A 23685-nucleotide genomic window follows, 5' to 3' on the forward strand; every position below is an offset into this window, starting at 1 on the left:
TTTTATGTTTGGGCATGGAAATCAAGCTGTATAAATCTCCTTGGCGGGCCGTGAAGCTGCTGCTGGGCAGCGGGGCCTTTGTGGCGGCGGGCGTGTGGCTGTTGCAGCAGCCGGATACGTCGCGCCTGATGGCGTGGGCCTGCGTGGGGTTCTTTGGGCTGGGCATTCCCGTGGGCATTTTTCAGCTACTCGACCGGCGCCCGCAGATCATCATCAACGAAGTAGGCATTTTCGACCGCACCACTTACAAGGGCTTTATCAACTGGGATATAATTCAGGATGCTTACCTGATGGAAGTGCATGGGCAGAAAATTCTGTGCCTGGTGGTGCCGCAGGAGTTTGAGCCCTCCCGCACCCAGGGCGCCGTGGCCCAGTCCATGGCCCAGTTGGCAAAGTCCCTCGGGTTTCAGGAGCTGAATATCCCGCTGGGCATGATTCAGATCAACGAAGTACGCTTCACCCAGTTCCTGCTTGCCATGACCCAGGTAGAGCGCCCCGACCGCGCAAACCTGCTGGCGCAGTATAACGCTTAATACCACCGCGGCCCCCGATTTCTCAGAGGCCGCAGTAGTATCAAGCGTTATAAGGAAGCCGACTGACTAGGGTCTGCCGCCCGGCGGCGCATCCAGGCCGGTCCGCAGGCACCCGCCATTTTCTGGCGGAATTTCTCCTGCTCTTCGGGCGTGAGGCCGGCCATGCGGGCCTCCACTTTCTGCTTCCACTCCCGGCGGTGCCGTGCCCAGCCCCCGCGGCCCTTGCGCCCGCCCCAGCCCCCGAACAGGATGCGGGAAAGCACGAGCAGGCCCAGCGCCTGCCAGATGCTGATAAGCGGCAGATTGAACAAGTCGGGCAGCAGCCAGTTCCACAGGCGCATGGTGACGTAGCCCGCCACGGCCACAAACAAAACGGCAAAAAGTACGAATTTGAGGCCGCGCAGCAGCCAGAAGGAGCGGTTCATTTTTGTTGTTGGTTATCAGTTGATAGTTGTCAGGTAGTAAGAGCCGGCAGCTTGGCTGTATCAATGATACTGGCAACTGACAACTCTCGCTTGGCAACTCAATCCGTAAATAGCTCGGTGTAGAGCGTCTGGAGGCGTTTGCGCAGGTGCTGCACGGCGTAGTGCTTACGCGAAATGAGGGTTTTGAGCGGGACGCCGGTTTCCTCTTCCATTTCGCGGAAGGTCTTATCCTCCAATTCATGCCAGATGAACACTTGCCGCTGAGCGGCCGGCAGTTCAGCCAGGGCGTCGCTGAGGGTTTCCATCAGCGTTTCGCGCAGCAGGCGGTTTTCCGGCGCATCGTCGGTGGCGGGCAGCAGGTCAGCCAGCAGCAGGGAATTTTCTTCGTCGTCGGAGTATGCGGCTATTTCCGCTTCCAGCGAGGTGGTGCGCTTGCGCCGGTACAGGTCCGTGATTTTGTTGCGGGCTACCCGAAAAAGCCAGGCAGCGGCCTGCTCTACGGGCTTCAGCATCCGGTAGCTTTCTACCAGTTCGGCAAACACGTCCTGCAGCACGTCTTCGGCCTCCGCTTCATCGGGAATGCGGCGACGAATAAACGCCAGCAAGCGCTTACGCTGGGTGCGCACGGCTTCCTGTATCTGCAGGTCCTGGTGGCCGGCCGTCATCAGCGAAGCATCGAGGGGTAAAGCAATGGTTTCCATTCTACTGACGCAGACGCGCCAGCCGGCAATATATTTTAGCGGCGCCGAAAATATTCCAGCCGCCCTGCGCCCCTCCGCTTACGGCAGCGTAAAGACTCATAGAAACGGCGCAAAAGCGCTTATAAGAGGCGTAAATGCCCGTAGAAACGGCGTGAAGGCTCTTCGAGGTGGCGTAAAGGCCCTTAGAAGCGGCTTAGATGCGCTTAGAAGGGGCGTAAGTCCCTTTCGAAACGGCGCGCTGCCTTACTGAAAATGATATAGAAAGGTGATGATGCCAGTGTAGGCCGGCTTGCGGCTGCCGTTGATTTCCAGGGTTACCTCAATGCGGGCTTTGGCAATGCCGCGCAGGTCTTTCACCGATAGTAGCCTGGCTTTCAGCCGCACTTCGCTGTTTACCAGCACGGCCTTGTTGAAGCGCAGGGCTTCAATTTCGTAGTTCACCTGCATTTTCAGGTTCTCAATCGTCACAATCTGGTTCCAGAGGTAAGGCAGCAGCGCCACGGTGAGGTAGCCGTGTGCAATGGTGCCCCCAAACGGTGACTCAGCCGCGGCACGGTCCGCGTCCAGGTGAATCCACTGAAAATCGAGCGTGGCGGCCGCAAAATGGTTGATCTGCTCCTGGGTGATGGTGTGCCAGGCGGAGGTGCCCAGTTCCTGGGTTTCGTACTGTTGCAGTTCCGGGAGGCTGCCGATGGTAAGGCTCATACGGGAGGGAATTGGCGAACAAAGGTGCGAGCGGCGAAGGTACGCGTTAGCCGCCGATAGGAATGTGTACGAACACACCTTCCAATAGCGGCCGTGCGTAATAAGAATAATCGAAGTGGCTAAAGGCCCTGAAAAGCAAAAAGCGGCTCCCCAAATTGGGGAGCCGCTTTTTAGGAAGTGGGTAGCCTCAGAGCTACTTCACCACCAGCTTCTGCGAATACAGTCCGTCAGGCGTCTGCACGGTGATGATGTACATACCGGCAGCCAGACGAGCGGCGGGCGTTACCGTCAGTTCCTGCCGGGCCTGCGTGAGGCTTATGGCCTGCTGCTGCACCGTGCGGCCGAAGCCGTCGAGGATGCGCAGCGTGCCCTGGCCGCGCAGGCCTACCGTCAGCACGCGCAGCTGGCTGCCATCCGAGGGGTTCGGATACGCCTGCATCGAGGCTTTGGCCGTCGTCGTGACTGTAACGGTTACTGCTGAGCTCAGAGCAGTACGTCCATCCAAGTCTACCTGGCGCAACCGGTAGTACGACAGGCCCTGGAAAGGCTTGGCATCGGTGGCGGCGTAGGTGTGGTAGTTGGTGGTAGTGCCATTGCCCGCTACCTGCGTCAGAGCCACAAAGTCGCGGCCGTTGAGGGAGCGTTCCACTACGAAATGGGAGCTGTTTTTCTCTGAAGCCGTAGCCCAAGCCAGCTGCACCGTAGCACCCGCGGCCTTAGCCGAGAAAGCTACCAGCTGTACCGGCAGTGGAGTCAGGTCGTTGTTGAGCGGGTTATCTACCAGGTTGGTCGAAGCCAGCGCAAACAGCGAACTGCCGTCGATGGTGGTGGCACCGGACGTTACGTAGCCAGCCGGCGCGGCGGGCGAGAATACCCCGGCGCCGCCCTCGTTCGTCCAGGTGCCACCCGATTCGGCGGGCGTACTCACGCTGGACCGGGCAATGCGTAGGTTGCTGGGCACGTTGATTTCCTCATCTTCCCGGTTGGTATTGAAACTCAGGCGCACCGTGGGCTGATTGATAGTCCCGGCAAGGGTGAAGATGCGGTAGTAGCGTACCCGCGAAAGGTTGGAAATGCGCGGGTCGGTGGTAGCTACCGGGCCCGTGGCCGACTCCTGAACCATTTCTACCAAGACTTCTGTCCCTAAGCTGCTGCCGCCCTGAGCCGTGATGATTACCGGGCGGTAGAAGTCTTCGTTGCGAATATTGTAGTTGCCCACCGGGAACGAGCGGGTGGCGTAGGCCGTGGTGGGGAATACTATAGCCAGCTTGCCCAGGATGTAGGCCCCCAGGCTCTCCCCGATTACCGGCTGCGCGCCCGTGTTGGTAAGGCGCAGGGTATTCGTGCCGGTGATAATGTTGCCGCTGTTGAGGCTGAGCAGGTTGCTTACCGTCACGTTCTGCTGCATGGTAAGGGAGCCGCTGCCTACTTTGTTCAGGTTATAGAACGTCGTAGGCTGAGTGCCGCTCAGAGTGCGAGCCAGGCTGCTCAGGAAACGAACCGTGCTGTTAGCCGGCGTGAAGGTTGCCGAGTTGGTCCAGTTGCCCTGCAGGCTGATGGTGCCGGTACCCGCGTTGAAGGTGCCCTGGTTTAGAAAGTCGCCAGTAAGCGTCAGAAGGTTGGCGTTGGCGGTATAGGTGCCCGCGTTGGTAAGGTTACCATTTACGGCTATAGGCCCGTTGCCGGCTTGCAGGGTGCCCACGTTCTTGTTGGTCAGGTTGCCGCTCACGGTCACTGCGCCATCCTGGTTGAGGGCATTGAATGCGCCCGAGTTTTCCAGATCCGTCGAAACCGTCAGTGCTCCGTCGCCATGGTTGTAGGTTCCCGAGTTGATGAGGGTAGTACCTACGGCTACGCTGCCGTTACCGGCGGTGAGGGTACCGGCGTTGGTAAGCGTGGTGCCGATGGCAGCATTGCCCCCAGCCAGCGTCAGACTGGCACCTGTGTTGTTCACCAATGCTCCAGCCAGCGTCAGGTTACCCGAGCCCAGGTTTACGTTACCGTAGTTGGTAAACGGCTGCGCCGGGTTCAGCAGGGTTACGTTAATATTGTCGTTGTTGTTGACGGTGTTACCCACTTCAATCTGCATGTAGCCGTTCACTTGGAGCGCCACGTTGCCGAGCGACTTGGTAGCCGCCGTACCCGAGCCCGAGAAGACCAGGTTGTTGTAGATGGAGCGGGGCGGCAGCGTTACAATCAGACCGGTATATTCTACCGTACCACCCGCGCTGCTGGTGAAGTCATCGTAGTTGCCGGCCGGGAACGTTGAGGAGTTGATTTTCAACCGTCCGGTACCCGTTACCACCCCAAAGTTGTTGGAGGTGTAGCTGCTGATGTCGAGCGTACCGTTCAGCGTGAGCGAGGAAGCGCTCTGACCAGCCGCAGTCGTATTGACCACATGGTTTGGCAGAATAACTACCGGCGTACCGGTTGTAGGGACAGTTGCTACTGCAGCGCCCGAGCCATCAGCAGTCAGCGTCCAGGTGTTTACATTCGACCAGGTAGCGCCGGTGGTGGTGATGTTAGCAGCAGCATTGCGGCTGTAATACACCGCTACAGTGCCAAATTCGCTGGTTGCGCCGGCGGTATAGTCGCCGTTAATGTAGTTGACCGTAGTACCAGCCGTGGTGTTAGCCAGCGCAATCTGATTTGATCCGGCAAGCACTGTACTGCTGATGCCACCTGTTGGCTCCCACTTGTTGATGAGGAAGCGGCCTGCCACGTAAGCATTGGCGGAACTGGCATCGGCCGCAGCGTACTCGTACACATGGCGGATAGCTAAACCGGCACTCGGGCTGAAGCCTGTGCTGCTTACTCGCCAGTAGTACTTCAGCTCTGTTGTGTTAGTCGCATTGGTAGTAGATGGGTGCGCCGTGTTCACGGGAGCCACCGTAATAGTGCCCGCAACGGAGTTCGTATTCAGAACATAAGAGGCCGGGGTGTACTTACCAGCTACCCCTACCGGGAATGTGAAGCTTGGCAGCGAAGAAGCCGGGAAGTATTTCTGCACGCCTCCATCGGCCACCGAGCCGTTGGTGATGATCATCTTCGAGGTAGAGAACGTACCTCCGGCAATAGCTCCTGCTGCGGTGTTGGTCAGCTTCAACAAGTTGGAGCCAATAGTCAGGTTGCCGCTCGTGAGCGTGAGTACGCCATCTATCTGCTGGGCAGCCAGGGTGGTTGCGCCGGCGCTGTTGGTCAGCTGCAGGTTACCAAAAATACCCGTGCCGTCACCGCCAATGGTTTGAGTTGTGGTAGGGTTCATGAGCGCTACTTTCCCAGCCCCGCTGTGCTTGGCGGAGTTTACCACGTTACCGACAACGGAAATGGTATTTCCTCCATCGGCCAGTTCGCCTTTAGTCAGTGTCAGCTGGCCATTTACACGCAGCGCGGAATTGGCAGCCAACGTCACCTTTCCACCCGACAGGGTATTGTTCACCACCAGATTAGCGAAATTGGTAACGTTAGTTCCAACACCTGCTACTATTTGGTTAGCGCCTGAGCCGTTCAGTGTGGTCGTTTGCGAGGCACTTTGCGCCCGGTAGCCTCCAGTCGTCAGATCTGTGGTGGTAGCCGTGTTGTTGTTCGTGAAGTTGCCGGCAACGGATACATCCAGGCTGTTGGCATCGAACACGGAGGTAGCGTTACCAATCGTGAGGTTGCCTTTCAGCGTGAGCGGATTCTGCAGGAGCTGAGCGGTATTGGTGCCGTTTTCAACCTTCAGACTGTACAGCGGCACAGTAGTATCCAGCTTAATGAGTGTTGATGTACTGGTGCCATTCGTACCCAAAATCACTTCGCCCCCGGTTACGGTGCTGGTAGCCGGATGCAGGTACACTTCCGCCGTGGCACTGGTAGTACCCAGGTTTTTCTGAACGTTAAGCGTGCCGCCCGTCATAGTGAAACTACCCGAGTTGAGCACCTCAAACATAGAGCGAGTGGTATTGAAGGTGGTTCCTCTCACAACTACTTCGCCCCCACTTTGTGAGTATATCAGGGAGCCTTGGGTTGTCGTCGTTGGGCGGCGAATCTGACCGGCTACATTTAGAGTACCATCCTGCACAACAATTTCCGGCTGGGTAGCGCCTGAGTATTCTATGCTCTGGCCTACATTGATGGTACCTTGCAGCGCACTCAGGCGGCCATCCAGTTGGGTGGTAGCCCCCGTGGCCAAGTTGATAATCGCACCAGCGCCGTTGACAGCCAGACCAGCCGTGCTGCCAATCGTGTATGCGTTGGTATTTACTTTAATTGTGGCGTCTGGTTTGGCGAAGCTGAAGGTACCATTGGTGAGTACCAGCCAGTTGTCAGAACCATCCGGTACCGTCAGGGTACCGGCTACGTCCAGGGTGAGCGTAGGTGTGCGGGAAGTGCCTTTATCTACTGTTACTGCGTTCAGCGTGGTGGCAGCCCCAGCGTTGGTACCTGTTACTTTCTGGTTGGTAGCGCCGGTAAAGGTTACATTCACTTTGCCGGTTACGCCGGCAGGAGCCAGCGCAAACGTACCGTTATTGATAACGCTGCCCCCAATTTTCAGGCTGTGCATTACCGTACCGGCCGAAAAGCCGAATGTAGCAGCAGTGCTTACTTTCACGCTGTCGTCAACTGTTACGTTCCGCACCACCGCTGTGGTGTTGTAGAGTAGGCTACCGAGCTTTACATCAATATTCCCGTCTATCACCAGGTCCCCGGCGGCAGCCCCGCTCATGCGTGCTGTTCCGGTGAAGCCAGCTCGGGTGCCCGCCGACAAGTGGTTGTAAATCCGCAGGCTCTGCCCGGGCAACGTGATAAGGCGCCCAGAGCCTGGATTCAGTACCAAGTTATAATAGGAAGTAACCGAATTCATAGGTAGGGTGAAATCTGTACCAGTTGAGTAATACTCAACCGTACCACCCTGAGCACCTAGGAAATTGGCAAAGTCGCCGCCGGGGAAAGGTGCTGTAGCGGCAGTAGTGGAAATCCGCAAGGTGCCGGAGCCCTGTACTACTTCCTCAGGCAAGGAACCGAAGTTGTGCCCGGTAGTAGTCCCCAGATCCAGTACGGCGCCCTTGTCAATCTGCAGGCTACCCGAGGTAGCACCATTAGCCGTAACCGTTACCACATGGTTGTTGCCAATGAAGACAGGGTTGCCGGAGCCGGGAATTTCAGTAGCTGCGGTACCGGTGTGGCTCTCGCGCGACCAGGTGCCGGGCGTGTGCCAGTTGCCAGTAGTGAGGCTATAGAACTTTTTGATTTCGCCGAAAGCCGCCGGGTAGCCCGCTGTATACTCGCCGTTGATATTAACGGCGTTAAACTTAATATCAATGGTTGTGGCGTTTTCCACCACATCATCCTTGGAAACCGCCGGTGCAGTTGCAGGGGGAGTATTCCAGGTTACCGTTGCAGGGTTATAATACGAGGGCACATAGTCGGTTACAATATTCCCGGGGTAGATCAGCGCATTCGGAGCCGAATACGTATGCATTACCTTGTTCAGAACCAGCCCGGAAAAATCGTGCTCCGTTACCTTCCAGTAGTATTGCAACGCTGCATTTTTGTTTGTGGCAAATGGGTTGACGGCATTTACCGGCGCTACGTTAATCTTACCATACTTGGTAGGAGCTACTGTGAGAGCAATCTTGGCGGGCGTGTAGTAGTACGTTGTCCCAACTTTGGTACCTACCGGGAACACGAAAGCCGTTAGCAAGCCATAGGTTTTGCGGATACCCCCATCAGACTGGTTGCCCGCAGTCAGAATCATGCGAGTGTTGGAGAAAGCGCCGGGGCCGCTCGAAATGGCATCCTGGCTTACCGAGGTGATGTACAGGCGGTGTGTATTAATGTCGAAGAGCTTTGCCCGAAACAGGGTCAGCTTACCGCTGATGGTCTGGTCAGCGGCCGTCTGCACCGATATGGCACCGGCAGAACCCCAAGAGTTGTCGATAATCAGGTTGCCAAAAATACCTGTACCGTCGCCCGACAGGGTCTGCAGCGTGCTGCCGCCTAGTGTGATGCTACCGGTAGTGGTACCGCTGCTGGTATGCGTAGCCGAGTTTACCACATTGCCCAACACCGTCAGCACTTTGCCGGCATCGTTGAACACCCCGTTCTCCAGCGTGAGCGTATTGCGCACCCGCATAGAAGCGGTAGCGGAACCAGCCAACGAAAGCGTGCCGTTGGTTTTATCCATCAGCATCTGGTACAGCCCCCGGTTATCGGGGGTGCCATTGACACCAATAGTTCCATCAATCTGCAGCGTCTGGTCTTTGCTGCCAGTGAAGCTGGTGAGGTTGGTTCCGGGCAAATAGATAGCCCCCGTATTGATGGTGAAGGTGCCTTGTACGGTTACATTTTGTGGCTGCGAACCCGCATCAGCCTTCAACGTGGCATCATTACTTCCTATCAGGGTCAGGTTATTGAGCACAACCAGTGGCTGCGTTGTTAACGCAGCCACTGTAGTCGTAGCGGCTGCCACTGGCTCGGAGATATTTAAATCCCAGAATGGCGCGGTAGATATAATATTGATTGAACCAGGGAAAGCATCGGCGGCCGGCGGCAGAACAACGTTGAACGTCCCCCCCGTCACAGAGTAATTACCTGCTGCGGTTGCAATATCTATCCCACCGTTATCTTCTGTATTAAGAACATTGATGATACCACCACTCATTTGAAACGTTTGGGTGGAGAAGGGAATAGAAAAACGCGCATAAGCCTTTTGCTTGTCTAACTGCACGCCACTGCCCTTTACACTAAAGGTACCACCCGACATTAAAAAGCTACCAACCGGAGTACCTTCTTTGCGGGGACTGAATTTCTCCGCCTTTACTTCGCCACCTTCAATAATATAGCTGCCAACATCCCCGATTACGGCGCCATCGTTCCTTTCACTGGTAAACTTACCAGAAGAAATACGGAACAGGCCCCGGCAGATCATACCACCGGAAATACCCTTATTTCCTCCTCCTGCAGCGCCTGGCAGCGTAACATCTGCCCCATTGATCCAGAGACCGGCAGTAGCAGGTATTTCATACCCTGCCTGGCCATTGGTATTATCCCGCAACCGCGGCAACGTAATATTGCTACCGAGTTTCAGAGTGCCGTTAAGCAAATTTACGATGTACCCATTATAGTCGTAGTCGAGAACGAAGTTGCCGGGCGAGCTGGCCGTTACCGATAGAATATATTGCTGATTCGTGCCTTTATTCAGGGTAAGGTTCCGGAATGTAGTAGCACCATTAGCCGCCAGTGTAGCGTTGCTTGCACCCGTAAACTCAATAGCATTCGTGCTGGTAATGGTGCCGTTGTTGGTAATGCTGGCACTGCTGGTAATAGCGGCACTTGAGGTTAGCGTAGTACCTGCTCCCAAGGTGGTATTGCCCTGCAGCGTCAGCTCGTTGCTACGGGCGGCAAATGTTAGGGTAGCTGAGTTGGTGCGGCTGGTCGTGAGCGTACCCGTAATCGTGAGCGGGGTATTGTTCGGCAAAGACACCTCCGAAGTGCCGGAGCTGTTCGTCAGCAACAGGTTTTTGTAGCTGCCAATGGCTGGCAGCGTAGCATTTGCGCCAAGGTCGTAGTATTCTACCGTGAGCGAACCGGCGCTGGCGAAAGTGTTAGCCGCACTTTTGGGAAAGTTTACACTTTTCAGTCGTAGCAGACCGGTTCCGCTCAGTGTAAGCGCCGGGTTACTGGCAGAAAAACTAAACGTAGCCTGATCTAGCACGCCCCCACTCTGGATGGTTATGCTATGCCCTGTAGTCCCGACGCTGGCCGTTAGATTGACGGTGTAGCCATTCAGAATAACCAGTACGTCACTGGAAAGCGGTGCCGCGGCTGGCGAACCAACAATGGTCTGCCCGGTGGGGTCAGTGGTCCACGTCTTAGTGGTGCCGGAGTTATTCCATGGTCCACTGGTGCCACCCCCAACAAAGGTGTAGTAGGTAGTAGCTGCCCAGGATGCCGTACTGCTCAGGAGCAGCAGGAGTAGTAGAGTAAGCAGTTTTTTCATAGGGTGGTTATGAAAGTGCAAAATGAAAAAGTACAACTACGTCTGATTTACAACACGTTGGCGCACAATTGTCAATGTAAAAGTGCAGGTTTTAGCCAGGAGAATAAGCAAGCGCTCTGAAGTTCTTCAAATCACTATACCTCATCTTGGAAAATTCAATAAACCTTCATTTACTACCCAACGTAGCGTGCACCAATTGGGCTTCGCTAACTACCAGGTTGATGACATAGTTCATATTGCCTTCACTAAATATATACCTACTGGCTTTTACTCTACCCAGGGAAATGAGTATCGGCCTTGCGGCCCATCAGCTATTGCCATCTTGCCAGCTGCGCTAGGCTGGTCTGTTATTTTAAGGGTAGTGTTTTCCGATTTTCGGGCTACTTTTGCCAGCTAATTGCCCTGTCGTATTTGCTCTGACAGGGCATTACTTCGCCGTCAGCCCTACCGCATGGACCAGAACATACCGCAGGTTATCCAAACGGTTCCTCTTCAGTACTACGTTTTCTTCGCCGCTGCCCTGTTTTCCATCGGGGTGCTGGGCGTACTCACGCGGCGCAACGCCATCATCATCTTTATGTGCGTGGAGCTGATGCTCAACGCCGTGAACGTGCTGCTGACGGCCTTTTCGGCCTACCGCGCCGACCCCAACGGGCAGGTCTTCGTGTTCTTCATCATGGCCGTGGCCGCCGCCGAAGTAGCCGTGGGCCTAGCCATCATCGTGATGATCTACCGCAACGTTCAGCACACCGCCGTAAATCTGTTGAATCGACTCAAATTCTAGGCGAGGGACTTAGGGACCTGGGGGCTTGGGGACTTGGCATTGACCAGTCCAAGTCCCCAAGCCCCTAAGCCCCCAAGTCCCTGACTTATGCAAGAAACTGTACTACCTGCTGCCGGCGCACCGTACCCCACGATACTGTACGTGCTTATTCCGCTGCTGCCGTTCCTGGGCTTTCTCATCAACGGGCTGCTCAACCGCCGGCTCTCGGGCACGATGGCCGGGGCCATCAGCAGTTTGGCCGTGCTGGGCTCGTTCGCCATTTCGGTGTTTCTGTTCCTGAACTTCCAGTACCAGTACACCGTCACGCTGTTCGACTGGATTTCGGTTGGCTCCCTGCAGATTCCCTTCTCCTACCAGATCGACCAGCTCAGTTTGATTATGCTGCTGCTCGTGACGGGCGTGGGCTTCCTGATTCACGTCTACAGCATCGGCTACATGCACCACGACGAGAACGTAGGCAAGTTCTTCAGCTTCCTGAATTTGTTCGTGTTCAGCATGCTGGTGCTGGTGCTGGGCGCCAACTTCGTGATTCTGTTCATCGGCTGGGAAGGCGTGGGGCTGTGCTCCTACCTGCTCATCGGCTTCTGGAACAAGAACACCAGCTACAACAACGCCGCCAAGAAAGCCTTCATCATCAACCGCGTCGGCGACCTGGGCTTCCTGCTCGGCATCTTCCTGATTTACCTCACCTTCGGCTCGGTGCAGTTTGGGGAGGTTTTCCAGAAAGCGGCCCTGAATCAGTTCGGGCCTTATACCGTGAGCATCGTCACGGTTATTACGCTGCTACTGTTTGTGGGCGCTACCGGTAAATCGGCGCAGCTGCCGCTCTACACCTGGCTGCCCGACGCTATGGCCGGCCCCACCCCGGTTTCGGCCCTGATTCACGCCGCCACCATGGTAACGGCCGGTATCTACATGATTCTGCGCGCCAACGTGCTCTTCACGCTGGCTCCCGATACGCTTGAAGTTATTGCCATCATCGGCGCGGCTACAGCGCTGTTTGCGGCCACCATCGGCCTGGCTCAGAACGACATCAAGAAGGTGCTGGCCTACTCCACCGTTTCGCAGCTGGGCTACATGTTTCTAGCTTTGGGCGTGATGGGGTACAGCACCTCCCTGTTCCACGTCCTTACGCACGCCTTCTTCAAGGCGCTGATGTTTTTGGGCGCGGGCTCCGTGATTCACGCCATGAGCAACGAGCAGGACATGCGCCGCATGGGCGGCCTGCGCAAAGCCCTGCCCATTACGTTCATCACCTTCTTCATAGGCTGCCTGGCCATTGCCGGTATCCCGCCCTTCTCGGGCTTCTTCTCCAAAGACGAAATCCTGCTGCACGCCTTCGAGCACAGCAAGGTGCTGTACGCGGTAGGCTTGTTCACCGCCTTCCTGACGGCCTTCTACATGTTCCGCCTGCTGTTCCTCACCTTCTTCGGCGAGTTCCGGGGCACCGAGGAGCAGAAGCACCACCTGCACGAGTCGCCGGCCTCCATGACGCTGCCGCTCATCGTGCTGGCCGTTCTGGCGGCCGTGGGCGGCTTTATGAACGCGCCCTTCTTCCTGGGCGAAGACAAGGCCTATCTCGCCAACTTCCTCGCGCCGCTGTTCACCTACTCGCAGAAGATCAACCCGGCTGCTTTCGCAGTACACGCCGACCACGCTACGGAGCTCATGCTCATCGGCCTCTCAGTGGGTGCGGGCGTGCTGGGCATTATCCTGGCCTACGTGCAGTACGTGAGCCGTGGGGTGCGCCCGGTGGAGGACGGCCAGCAGCGCGGCTTCCTCGAAAACCTGATCTACCACAAGTACTACATCGACGAGCTGTACAACGCCCTGATCGTGCGCCCCATCATGTGGCTTTCGCGCGGCCTGTTCCGCTACGTGGAAAACGGTATCATCGACCCCATCGTGAACGGCTTCGGCCGCCTGACCATGGGCGGGGGCCAGCTCCTGCGCTACGTGCAAACCGGCTCCGTGGAAACCTACCTCATCCTGATGGTGGTGGGCATCGTGCTGGTGCTGGCATTGAACTTCGGGAAGTTTTAACCTATCGAGTTTTCCGTGAAGCAGATTTTAGGTGAAATAATAGCATACCCAGTGAAATACCTCCATAACCTTGGAGTGACCGGTATTCCCTTATTCATCTTAGCAGTACTAATAGTTATTGCGGAAATCTATTGCTACATCACGCCTTACATCATAGCATCTAAGTGCTCTAGCCGTTTTTTACCACATGTATTTATTATCAATGTCTTTTTTGGCTGGACTCTAATAGGATGGATTTTAGCTCTGTATTTAGCTTTAAAAAGATATCAAGCCCCAAACGTCAGCTAGATTTTCCCTTTGCAAGTTTCCTTTGGAAAATTTGAGCGCAACTTGAACAACCTGATTAGCTAATGCTCACCGTCCTTCTTCTACTCTGGCCCGTGGCGGCCGCCCTGCTGCTGCACTTCTTCAAAGGCCGTGCGGCCCGGGTTCCGGCGCTGGGCGCAGCCCTGGTTGAACTTGCGCTGGCCGCTTATGCTGCCTTCACCTTCAACACCAACAACGCTGGTCAGTTCGCCTACGACCTGAACTGGATTCCCTCGGCCGGCATCCGCTTCGCGGTGGGCATGGACGGGCTGAGCTTGTTGCTGGTACTCTTGACGGCCGTGCTGGTACCCATCATTCTGCTGAGCGCCTTCCGCCGCAACTTCGAAAATGAGTCGGTGTTCTACGCGCTGGTGCTGTTCATGCAAACCGGCCTGATTGGCGTATTTACCGCTCAGGATGCTTTCCTGTTTTACTTCATGTGGGAAGTGGCCCTGATTCCGATTTACTTCCTGGCCGGCGTGTGGGGCGGCGTAACCCGGGCCCGCGTCACGTTCAAGTTCTTTTTGTACACCATCATCGGCTCGCTGTTCATGCTGGCCGGTTTCGTGTACCTCTACTTCCAGACTGGTCCCTCAGCCGATGGTCTCTCGGCGCACAACTCAGCCCTGACCTCGTTCTACAACCTGAACCTGCCGGTTGACACCCAGTTGTGGGTGTTCTGGCTGATTTTCGCGGCCTTTGCCGTGAAGATGCCCATCTTCCCCTTCCACACCTGGCAGCCCGATACCTACACCGAAGCCCCCGCTCCGGCCACCATGTTGCTCTCGGGCATCATGCTGAAAATGGGCATCTACGGCTGTATGCGCTGGCTGATTCCGGTAGTACCGCTGGGGACCGACTACTGGCAAAACCTAGTGTTGATCCTGGCTATTATCGGCATCATCTACGGGGCCATCATTGCCATCCGGCAGCAGGATGTGAAGCGGCTCATTGCTTACTCTTCCCTTTCCCACGTGGGGCTGATGATTGCCGGCGTGTTTTCCCTTACCCAGATGGGGATGCAGGGCGCCGCCATTCAGATGCTGGCCCACGGCGTGAACGTGGTGGGCATGTTCTTCATTGCCGACGCCATTGAGCGCCGCACTGGCACCCGCAACATCGCCGACCTGGGCGGCCTCACCCGCAAAGCGCCCGTGCTCACGGTGTGCTTTCTGGTGCTGCTGCTGGGCACGGTGGCCCTACCGCTCACCAACGGCTTCGTGGGTGAGTTCCTGCTGCTGGCCGGCGTATACCAGTTCAACGCCTGGATGGGCGCTGTTGCCGGCGTCACCATTATTCTGGGTGCGGTATACTTGCTGCGCATGTTCCAGCGCGTGATGCTCGGCCCCGATTCCTCGTTCACCGAAAGCTTCACCGACCTCACCGGCGCCGAGCTGGCTTTGCTGGTACCGCTCATCGTGCTGGTGTTCTGGATTGGCTTGTTCCCGAACACGTTCCTGCACCTGTCGGAAGGCAGCGTGCTCGGCATCCTGAACGAAGTAGTAAACCGCTAAGCGTAGCGCCTTGCTGCTTCGCTCTACATCGAGACGAATATGAATTCCATCATTGTACTTTCCGTTCTGGGCCTGGCCAACCTGTTTTTGGGCTTTCTGCGCTCCAACCGGTTGCTGCTGCCCGTGGCCATGCTCATTCTGCTGGTGGCCCTCGGGGTAAACTACCTCGACTGGAACACCGGCCCGCTGTCGTTCTTCAGCGGGATGCTGGTGGTCGACAACTTCTCGGTGGCCTTCACGGGTATTGTGGTCGTTACGGCGCTGCTCCTATTGCCTTTCTCGCAGAAGTACGTGCGCGACGGCGAGCCGAACCTGGCCGAGTACTACTCCCTGCTGCTGTTTTCGCTCGTGGGCGCCATCATGCTGGTGAGCTACAACCACCTGCTCATGCTGTTTCTGGGCATTGAAATCCTGAGCGTGGCCATGTACGTGCTGGCCGGCTCCGACAAGCGCAACCTGCGCTCCAACGAGGCCGCCCTGAAGTACTTTCTGATGGGCTCCTTCTTCACCGGGGTGCTGCTTTTTGGCGTGGCGCTGATCTACGGGGCTACGGGCACGTTCGAGCTGAGCCAGATCAGCGCGGCGGTGCAGAACCCGGCCCCCGGCTTCGAGTCGCTAACGCCCATGCTCTACATCGGTATGCTGATTATGCTGGTGGGTATTGGCTTTAAAGTATCGGCGGCGCCCTTCCACTTCTGGACGCCCGACGTGTACGAGGGCACGCCCACGTTCTTCGCGGCCTTCATGAGTACGGTGGTGAAAACCGCCGGCTTCGCGGCCTTCCTGAAACTGCTGGTGCAGGCTTTCCCGGCCGCCAATGCCCAGGGCGTCTGGCTGCCCACGCTCACGGCCATGTGCGTACTCACCCTGCTCATCGGCAACGTGGGCGCCGTGACCCAAACCAGTGTCAAGCGCATGCTGGCTTACTCCAGCATTTCGCACGCCGGCTACCTGCTCATTGCGCTGGTAGCTTTCAACGGGCAGCTGTACGGAGCCTCGGCCAACGGCATCATGTTCTATTCTCTGGCTTATTCGGTGGCCACAGTATCGGCCTTCGGGGTACTCAAGCTGGTGGCCGATGCCCGCATGCGCGAGGACTACGACGGGCTGAACGGCCTGGCCAAAACCAACCCGCTGCTGGCCTTCGCCCTCACGGTTTCCATGCTGAGTCTGGCTGGCATTCCGCTCACGGGCGGCTTCTTCGGCAAGTTCTTCATCTTCTCGGCAGCCGTGGAGAATGGCTACATCGGACTGGTTGTCTTCGCGGTGGTGATGTCGATGGTGAGCATCTACTATTACCTGCGCCCCATCATTGCCATGTACATGCGCCCGGCCGAAGACGAAACCACGGCCACTCCGGTACCGGTAGGCCCGTTTCAGTCGGCCACGCTACTGCTGCTGGCGTTGCTCACGGTGGTGCTGGGCGTGCTGCCCGGCCTGGTAGCCGGTATGCTCTAGGCCCGCGCCGGACTCCCGAATTTCTTTTCCTGGAAAAGGCCTCTTTCATTCGGAAGGGGCCTTTTTCGTTACTCATCCCAGGCCCACCGCAGGGCCAATAATAACTCGCGCTGACGTTTCATACGCATCTGGCGGGGCTTCATACGCTGCCGGAACCCCTTTAAATGCTCGCGCTGACGTGTAGGACACTCAGGCTGACGTCTCGGACGCTCGCGCTCAGGTGTAAGACGCTCGCGGCCAAGTGCCGGAGGGGGATGGACACATCTAGAAGGCCCGCGCCGAGGTACAGAAGGGGCTGGGGCGCGGCTTTCGGGGGAATCGGCCTATACTTGCGGCTGATTTTGCGCTTCTCTTGTCTCCGGCTATGAAATGCTTTCCTGCCTTGGTCCTGCTGCTGGGGGTCCCATTGCTAGGTACTGCTCAGGCGCCCAGCCCCGACTCGCTCACCACCCAGCTAAGTCGTCTGGCTTCGGCCTCCGGGCTGCCGGGGTTTGGGGTAGCGGTAGTGAATAGCACCGGCATTTTGTATGAGCACAGCTTCGGGTACGCCAACCGGCAAACCCGCCAGCCTTACTCAGCCGGCACTATTCAGAACGTGGGCTCGGTCAGCAAAACCTTTATTGGGGTGGCGTTGCTGAAAGCCGTGGAGCAGGGGCTGTTTACGCTCGATACGCCCATTAACGAGGTGCTGCCTTTTGCCGTGCACCACCCCCGGGCGCCCGCCCAGCCCATTACCATCCGGCAGCTGGCCACGCACACCTCGGGCATTATCGACCGCGAAGCGGCCTACCGGAAAGCCTACGTGCCGCGGACGGCGGCCACGGCGGCCCTCGACTCGGCGGAGCGGCACGCCCTGGCCCAATGGCAGCTGGCCGCCTTTCTGCGCGACTACCTGAGCCCGAAGGGCCGCACGTTTCGCCCCGCCAACTTCAGCCCCGATGCGCCGGGCACCGCGTATCACTACAGCAACATCGGCGCCGCGCTGGCGGCTTACCTGATTGAGCTGAAGTCGGGCCTGAGCTTTGCCGAGTATACGCGGCGCTACATTTTCGAGCCGCTGAAAATGCACGACTCCGGCTGGCTGTACGAGCCGCGCCGCGCCAACCGGTACGCCCTCAACTACAAGCCCGGCGGCCAACCCCTCTGCCCCTACTCCCTGCTCACCTACCCCGACGGCGGCCTGCTCACGACGCCCCACGACTTGGGCCTCTACCTCGCCGAAATATTACGGGGCGCGGCCGGTCAGCCTTCACTACTGCTAACCCACGCCTCGTTTCAGACGATGCTGGGGCCGCAGTTTGCGGCTGCCGCTCCCCCACGCAACCTCCACCCGAAAGAGCCCAATTCCGGCATTTTCTGGGCTATCCGCCGCAACGGCCAAATCGGGCACACCGGCAGCGACCCGGGTGCTTCGTCGTTTATGTTCTACAACCCGCAAACCGGCATCGGCAAAGTATTCATCACCAATGTGGCGCTGGACGAAAACGAAGCCCTGACGAAGCAGTTCGGCGCCATCTGGCAGCTGCTGGATACCCTGCCCGCTGCCAAGTAACCCGGTGCCTCAGGCCCGGCGCATCACGGCGCTCAGCTCATCGGCGTACATCACGGCTTCATCGGAGAAAGGCTCTTCGCCCCGGAACTTCTGGAGCAGGCGGGCCGTGGTGATGATGTCCTTCTGGCAGTAATGGACGATGCGCGGCAGGTCGTTGTCAGTGTAGTACACGCGGGCCACGTCGGCACCCGTAATGTCGTCCTTGGGCGTGGGAATGCCGAACATGGCGGCGAGCAACGCCAGGGACGTGTAGGATTTCCGGTCGCCGAACTTCCAGAGCTCCATGGTATCGAGGTGGTTGATTTCCCAGGGCTTCTTGCCGGCTACATCGAGCTGAGGCGGCAGCTGCAGCCCGTTGATGAGTAGGCGGCGGCCCAGGTAAGGGAAGTCGAACTCCTTGCCGTTGTGGGCGCAGAGCAGGTAGCTAGGCTTTCGGGCCAGCAGGGCGGCAAACTCGCGCAACATAGCTTTTTCGTCGTGGTCGGCAAAGCTTTTCACCCGGAAGCGCCACCGCTCCTCCTGCTTGTCGAAGAAAAAGCAGCCGACGGAAATGCACACCACTTTGCCAAACTCGGCGTAGATGCCGGCCTGCTCAAATAGGCTGGTAGCGTGCAGGTGGTCGGGCAGGGGCTCCACGTCGGCAGCGCTGGACTGCCAGCCTTTCTCGCGGCGCAGGGCATGGCACTTATGCTCCCAGAGCAGGCGCAGCATGTCATTCAGCTCGTCGTGGCAGCCCACGCAGGGCACAGTTTCGATGTCGAGGACGAACAGCTGATCAAGGGAAACTTTGTGCAAAATCTGCATAGCCGGGCGCCACTAACTGAATTCGGATACCGAATATAGGCTTTCCCAGGGCACGGCCCCAAATAAAACCGCCGACCAACCACGAGGGCCGGCCGGCGGGCGTTTGTTTTCACAGGGTTAGTGTTTTCAGATCAGTAAACTCAAAACCAGCTCCTAAAATTCCGGCTGGTATTGGTGGTACTTAACTTTTCCGGCATTACATCAGCGGCCCCGGACTTTCTCCGCTACGACCCGGATCTGCCGGGGCCACTGACTGTACAAAGGTGCAGGAACCCGCGGGCGTGCACAATCACATATAGATGTGAAATTTAGGTAAGGCCCTGGCGCAGGGCTTTGCTCACGGCCTCCGTCATGGAGCGCACGTGCAGCTTTTCGTAGATTTTCTTGATGTGGGAGCGGACGGTATCGAGGGAAATACCCCGGTCGGCAGCAATCATCTTGTAGCTATAGCCTTCTACCAGCAGGTTGAGTACCTCCTGCTCGCGGGCGCTCAGGTTGGCCGGCGAGTCTTCGGGCGGAGCCGCGGCTTTGGGCGGGGTGCGCGGAAACAGCTTGAGCACCTGGCGGGCAATGGCGGGCGTCATAGGGGCGCCGCCGGCCCGCACCTCGCTGATGGCATCGAGCAGCTTTACGGGCGGCGTTTTCTTGAGCAGGTAGCCGTCGGCCCCGGCACAGATGGCATCGAACACCCGGTCGTTGTCTTCAAACACGGTCAGCATCACCACGCTCACGCCCGGCGACACACTTTTGATGCGGCGCAGGCCCTCGATACCCGTCATGCCGGGCATATCGATGTCCATCAGCACCACGTCGGGGCGCAGGCGGCTGATGTCGGTTTCGGTTTGGGTGCAGTTGCCAAGGGCGCCGGCCAGCTCCAGGCCGGGTGTGCCGGCTAGCAGCTGACTGAGGCTGGCGCGTAAATCGGTGTTGTCTTCGTAGATGAGGACGCGGGTGTTTTTTTCCATAACGGTGGCACAGAGCAAGGCTAGACGGTCAGTAAAGATACCAGGTAGCTGGCCTGCCCACACTCACACAATGATGTGACTTACAAGGAAAACTACGCCGCTTTCAGCGGCACGCTCAGCTCCAGCTTGGTACCCTTGCCTGGGGCCGTAATGATGTCGAGCTGGCCGCGGAGGGCGGCGGCGCGGGTGCGCATGTTGGTGAGGCCGTTGCCGCCGCCCTTGGCCGGGTCCTTGGGGTCGAAGCCTACACCGTTGTCTTCCACCGTGAGGGTAAGGCGGTTGTACTGGTAGTCGAGGTGAATGCGGGCCTCCTCGCACTGGGCGTACTTGGCCAGATTGTTTACGGCCTCTTTATAGAGCAGGAAAAACTCCCGGCGGGCACGCATTTCCAGCCGCAGGCCCTGCACCTCAGGTGCAACCGTGAAGGCAAAATCGATACCCCGGGCCTCCAGCACATCCGAAGCGAAAATGCGCATCCGCGACAGGACAGCTTCCATCGAGTCGTGCGCGGGGTTGATGGCCCACACGATGTCGTCCATGGAGTCAAGCATGCGGCGCGAGCTTTCACTTATCTGGTCGAGCAATTGGGTAGCCTGCTCGGGGCGGTTCTGGTGCTGGTGGTTGCGGGCCAGGGTGCTCAGAATACCGATGCTGCTGAGCGTGGAGCCCATGTCGTCGTGCAGGTCGCGGGCAATGTTGTGGCGCACCCGTTCCAGGGCCAAGAGCTGACGCACCCGCACCCGGTAGGCCAGAAACAGCAGCCCCACCAGCAGCCAGGCGGCCAGCACCCGAAACCACCACGTCTGGTACCACGGCGGCGTTACTACAATGCGGAGTGAGGCGCCCTGCTGGTTCCAGACGCCGTCGTTGTTGGCGGCGCGCACCTGGAACAGGTAGGTGCCGGGGTCGAGATTGGTATAGGTGGCTTCGTGGCGGGCCCCGGCTTCAATCCAGTCGTCGTCGAACCCCCGCAACCGGTACATAAAGCTGTTTTTGGAAGGCAGCTGAAAGTTCAGGGCGGCAAATTCGATGGAAAAGAAGTTTTCTCGCGGGCCCAGCCGCAGAGTGCGCCGCTCGGTGATGGAGGTATCGAGGCGCACGGGCTGGTTGAACTTGCGGAAGCCAGTAAGCACCACGGGCGGCGCCGTCTGGTTTACGGGAACCGCGCCCGGCCGAAACGAAATCAGCCCGCTGATGCCCCCGAAGTACAGTCGTCCATCGGAGCCGGCCCACTGCGAGCCGGCATTGAACTCGTCTTGGGCCAGCCCGTCGCGCATGTCGTAGGTGCGCACCTGCAGCGTAGTGGGCGAAAAGTGGGCAATACCCTTGTTGGTGGAAAGCCACAGATTGCCTTCACGGTCGGGCAATAGAGCGTACACCACGTCGTTGGGCAGGCCCTGGGGCTCCCGGAACGTGGTGAACAAACCTTTCTCGGCGTCGTCGAGGCGGCTCAGGCCCCCACCTTCGGTGCCAATCCAGAGCGTGCCGGCCCGGTCCTGCACGATGCCGCGCACAAAGTTGCTGCTGAGGGTGCGAGGCTGGCCGGGCACGTTGCGGTAGGGTCGGCACAGGCCGGTGCGTGGGTCCAGTAAACATAGGCCGCCCCCACCCGTGCCCACCCACAGGCGACCCTGTCGGTCACGGTAGCTCATGCGGATGTAGTTGGTGCCAAAGCTGGCTTTGGGCGTCAGGGGCTTGTCGCGGTAGATGGTGCTGCGGCCGGTGGCGGGGTCGAAGAGGTTTAGGCCGTTTTCGGTGCTCACCCAAAGCTGGCCGGAGGGGTCGAGCAGAATAGCACGCACAGCATTATCACTCAGGCTGCCGGGCTGGGCCGGGTCGTGGCGAAAGTGACGTACCTGGCCGGTAGCGGGGTCGAGGCAGTCGAGGCCGCTGCGCTGCGTGCCTACCCAAAGCCGGCCTTCCTTATCAAAGCACAGGGCCCGGATGAAGTTTTCGCTGAGGCTGGCGGGCCGGGCCGGGTCGTAGCGGTAGCTGTGGCGCTGGCCGGCAGCAGCATCGTAGCACACCACGCCGTTTTCCTGGGTTCCGGCCCACAAACGGCCTTGCTTGTCTTCGCAAACGGCCCATACGGGGTCAGGCTGGGCGGTAACGGGGACGGTCGTGAAGGTGGCCGGGCGCGGCATAAACGAGGCTACCCCGCCCTCGGTACCCACCCAGATAAGGCCGCTACGGTCCTGAAACAAGGCCTGCACCGTGTTTTCGGGCAGCAGGTGCGGGCGGCCCAACTGAGCCTGGTAGGGCGCAAACGTATTCGTCACGCGGTCCAGCTGGTGCAGACCCTCATCGGTACCAACCCAGAGGCGGCCCTGGGCATCTTCCAGAATGCTGCGCACAGCGTCGCTACGCAGGCTGCCGGTCCGGCCCGGCTCGTGGCGGAAGACCAGCTCCTCCCGGGCTCCGGTCAATGATACGAAGCGTAGCCCATGTACTTCCGTGCCCACCCACACGCCGCCCGTCTGGCTGATGCACAAGGCAGTAATGGCGGAAGGCGTTTGCCAGTTCGGGCGGGCAGCCAGCCGTTCGCTGGCCGTATCGAGGTAGCTGAGCTGGCCGGCCCCGGTGCCCACCCAGATACGCCCCTGGGCATCCTGGGCAATGGCACGCACGGAGTTCTGCCGCACGTTAGGAGAGGTTTCCGGGGGGTGCTGATAAAGTCGGAACTGCCCGGTTTGCGGGTTGAAGCGGTGCAGCCCGCCCTCCGTGCCTACCCATAGTGTCCCGCTTCGGTCGCAGAAAACGGACCGCACAAAGTTGTCGGCGAGGGAGCCGGCCTGTCCGTCTTCGTGCTTGAACACCTGAAAACGGCCGGTGACGGGGTCGTAGCGGTTGAGGCCGCCGCCGCCGGTACCTACCCACAGCTGGCCGCGCTTGTCCACAGCCATCGAAAGAATAAAGTTGCTGCTCAGGCTGCCTTCCAACTGGGGGTCGTTGCGCAGAACCCGGAAGCCGGCCCCATCGTAGCGGTTGAGGCCGTCCTGGGTGCCCAGCCACAGAAAGCCGCGCGGGTCCTGGGCCATGCAGTACACGCTGTTTTCCGATAAGCCCTGCTCGGTGGTGAGCGTGCGGAACGTGAGCGGCAGGGCCGGCTGGGCCGCGGCTAGGCGCCCCAGAAACAGCAGCAGTAAGAAGAACAGGGTACAAGGCTTCATGCAGGCACGGGCGCCCAGCCACCAGTGCCGGTGCAGCCCCGCCAAAGCTAGCAAAATCGGCGGGGGCTGCCATAGCCCGCTTAAGCAGCGTTCAGCATCTGCCGGTACAGGTAGTATGAGTAGACATAGGTGGCTACCACCGTCCCCAGCACGCCCGCCACCAGCACCGTAGTAGCCACCGGCGCCGACCAGAAAGCCAGCCCCGCACTCAGTAGCCCTACCCCGAAGAACAGGTAGCCGCCCAGCCGGTGCGTCCGGGCCCAGATAATGGTCGACTCCAACGCCCACGGCGTGCGGATGCCCACAAAGTAATTTTGCGGCACGGTGGTCAGGTAATTGCCCAGCAGGGCGAAAAATAAGCCGAGTATTACGGCCAAGCCGCTGCCGGGCGGCGTGCCAGCGTGCTGCGCCACGTACAGGCTGTACAGGCTCACCCCGCTTAGCATAGCCACCAGCAGAAACTGTAGCTTCTGGTAGTTTACGCTGGTGCCGCTCAACTGCTTTTTTGGGTCGAAGCGGGGCAGAAAATGCAGCAGTGCGTACATGCCCAACGGCAGAGCCAGGCAGAGCCACCACATGCTTTCTTTAGCCGTGAAGCCGTTGGCCTGCCCATTAGCATCGAAGTGGGTGGGAATCTGGGCCGGCAACGCATCCCAGCAATACACCAAGTAGGCAGTGGGCAGTACCAAGGCAATAAGGGAAAGCAGGGACCAGAGCGAGAAAGGCGTTTTCATAAGATTG

The 23685-nt window shown here is 58.6% G+C and carries 15 protein-coding genes; 7 read left to right on the plus strand and 8 right to left on the minus strand.

The features are described from left to right. Window positions 1-14 precede the first annotated feature (14 nt). Complete coding sequence (locus I5L79_RS11670) at window positions 15-533, plus strand: STM3941 family protein (protein ID WP_196955236.1); 519 nt, start codon at window positions 15-17, stop codon at window positions 531-533. A 47-nt stretch (window positions 534-580) separates the two neighbouring features. On the opposite strand, the gene I5L79_RS11675 is transcribed toward I5L79_RS11670, so the two are convergent. The 4 genes from I5L79_RS11675 to I5L79_RS11690 all read right to left on the minus strand — a co-directional run bounded on the left by I5L79_RS11675 (window position 581) and on the right by I5L79_RS11690 (window position 10348). Further along, window positions 581-958: a hypothetical protein gene (locus I5L79_RS11675; RefSeq protein WP_196955237.1), complete on the minus strand. Its 378-nt coding sequence runs from the start codon at window positions 956-958 to the stop codon at window positions 581-583. Window positions 959-1056: 98 nt separating this feature from the next. After that, a complete protein-coding gene (locus I5L79_RS11680; RefSeq protein ID WP_231403057.1) occupies window positions 1057-1659 on the minus strand; it encodes an RNA polymerase sigma factor in 603 nt (200 codons plus the stop codon). A 243-nt stretch (window positions 1660-1902) separates the two neighbouring features. Continuing rightward, entirely contained in the window at window positions 1903-2364 is a 462-nt protein-coding gene (locus I5L79_RS11685) for a MaoC family dehydratase (RefSeq protein ID WP_196955238.1), read from the minus strand. A 193-nt stretch (window positions 2365-2557) separates the two neighbouring features. Further along, entirely contained in the window at window positions 2558-10348 is a 7791-nt protein-coding gene (locus I5L79_RS11690) for a T9SS type A sorting domain-containing protein (protein WP_196955239.1), read from the minus strand. Between the two features lie 451 nt (window positions 10349-10799). Here I5L79_RS11690 and nuoK point away from each other — a divergent pair, with 451 nt between their 5' ends. The 6 genes from nuoK (at window position 10800) to I5L79_RS11720 (ending at window position 18005) form a co-directional block, all read left to right on the plus strand. Further along, window positions 10800-11132 carry an NADH-quinone oxidoreductase subunit NuoK gene (gene nuoK, locus I5L79_RS11695; protein ID WP_196955240.1) on the plus strand — a complete coding sequence of 111 codons (333 nt, stop codon included), beginning with the start codon at window positions 10800-10802 and terminating at the stop codon, window positions 11130-11132. A gap of 87 nt (window positions 11133-11219) precedes the next feature. Beyond that, window positions 11220-13175 carry an NADH-quinone oxidoreductase subunit L gene (nuoL, locus tag I5L79_RS11700; protein WP_196955241.1) on the plus strand — a complete coding sequence of 652 codons (1956 nt, stop codon included), beginning with the start codon at window positions 11220-11222 and terminating at the stop codon, window positions 13173-13175. A gap of 75 nt (window positions 13176-13250) precedes the next feature. Next, the gene (locus I5L79_RS23770) at window positions 13251-13463 is read left to right on the plus strand and encodes a superinfection immunity protein (protein WP_394368801.1); all 213 of its coding nucleotides are present in this window, start codon (window positions 13251-13253) and stop codon (window positions 13461-13463) included. Window positions 13464-13525: 62 nt separating this feature from the next. Continuing rightward, window positions 13526-14995 (plus strand): complex I subunit 4 family protein, encoded by a 1470-nt coding sequence (locus I5L79_RS11710; protein ID WP_196955243.1) that lies wholly within the window; start codon window positions 13526-13528, stop codon window positions 14993-14995. Between the two features lie 39 nt (window positions 14996-15034). Further along, entirely contained in the window at window positions 15035-16453 is a 1419-nt protein-coding gene (locus tag I5L79_RS11715) for an NADH-quinone oxidoreductase subunit N (protein WP_196955244.1), read from the plus strand. A 364-nt stretch (window positions 16454-16817) separates the two neighbouring features. Then, window positions 16818-18005: a serine hydrolase domain-containing protein gene (locus tag I5L79_RS11720; RefSeq protein WP_196955245.1), complete on the plus strand. Its 1188-nt coding sequence runs from the start codon at window positions 16818-16820 to the stop codon at window positions 18003-18005. Between the two features lie 9 nt (window positions 18006-18014). On the opposite strand, the gene I5L79_RS11725 is transcribed toward I5L79_RS11720, so the two are convergent. The 4 genes from I5L79_RS11725 to I5L79_RS11740 form a co-directional block, all read right to left on the minus strand. Next, window positions 18015-18809 carry a 3'-5' exonuclease gene (locus tag I5L79_RS11725; protein WP_196955246.1) on the minus strand — a complete coding sequence of 265 codons (795 nt, stop codon included), beginning with the start codon at window positions 18807-18809 and terminating at the stop codon, window positions 18015-18017. Between the two features lie 308 nt (window positions 18810-19117). After that, a complete protein-coding gene (locus I5L79_RS11730; protein WP_196955247.1) occupies window positions 19118-19774 on the minus strand; it encodes a response regulator in 657 nt (218 codons plus the stop codon). Between the two features lie 92 nt (window positions 19775-19866). After that, complete coding sequence (locus tag I5L79_RS11735) at window positions 19867-22944, minus strand: sensor histidine kinase (protein WP_196955248.1); 3078 nt, start codon at window positions 22942-22944, stop codon at window positions 19867-19869. An 80-nt stretch (window positions 22945-23024) separates the two neighbouring features. Next, the gene (locus I5L79_RS11740) at window positions 23025-23678 is read right to left on the minus strand and encodes an SdpI family protein (protein ID WP_196955249.1); all 654 of its coding nucleotides are present in this window, start codon (window positions 23676-23678) and stop codon (window positions 23025-23027) included. Window positions 23679-23685: the final 7 nt, after the last annotated feature.

It is taken from the genome of Hymenobacter guriensis (assembly GCF_015773195.1).
In the GTDB taxonomy this organism is placed as follows: Bacteria; Bacteroidota; Bacteroidia; order Cytophagales; family Hymenobacteraceae; genus Hymenobacter; species Hymenobacter guriensis.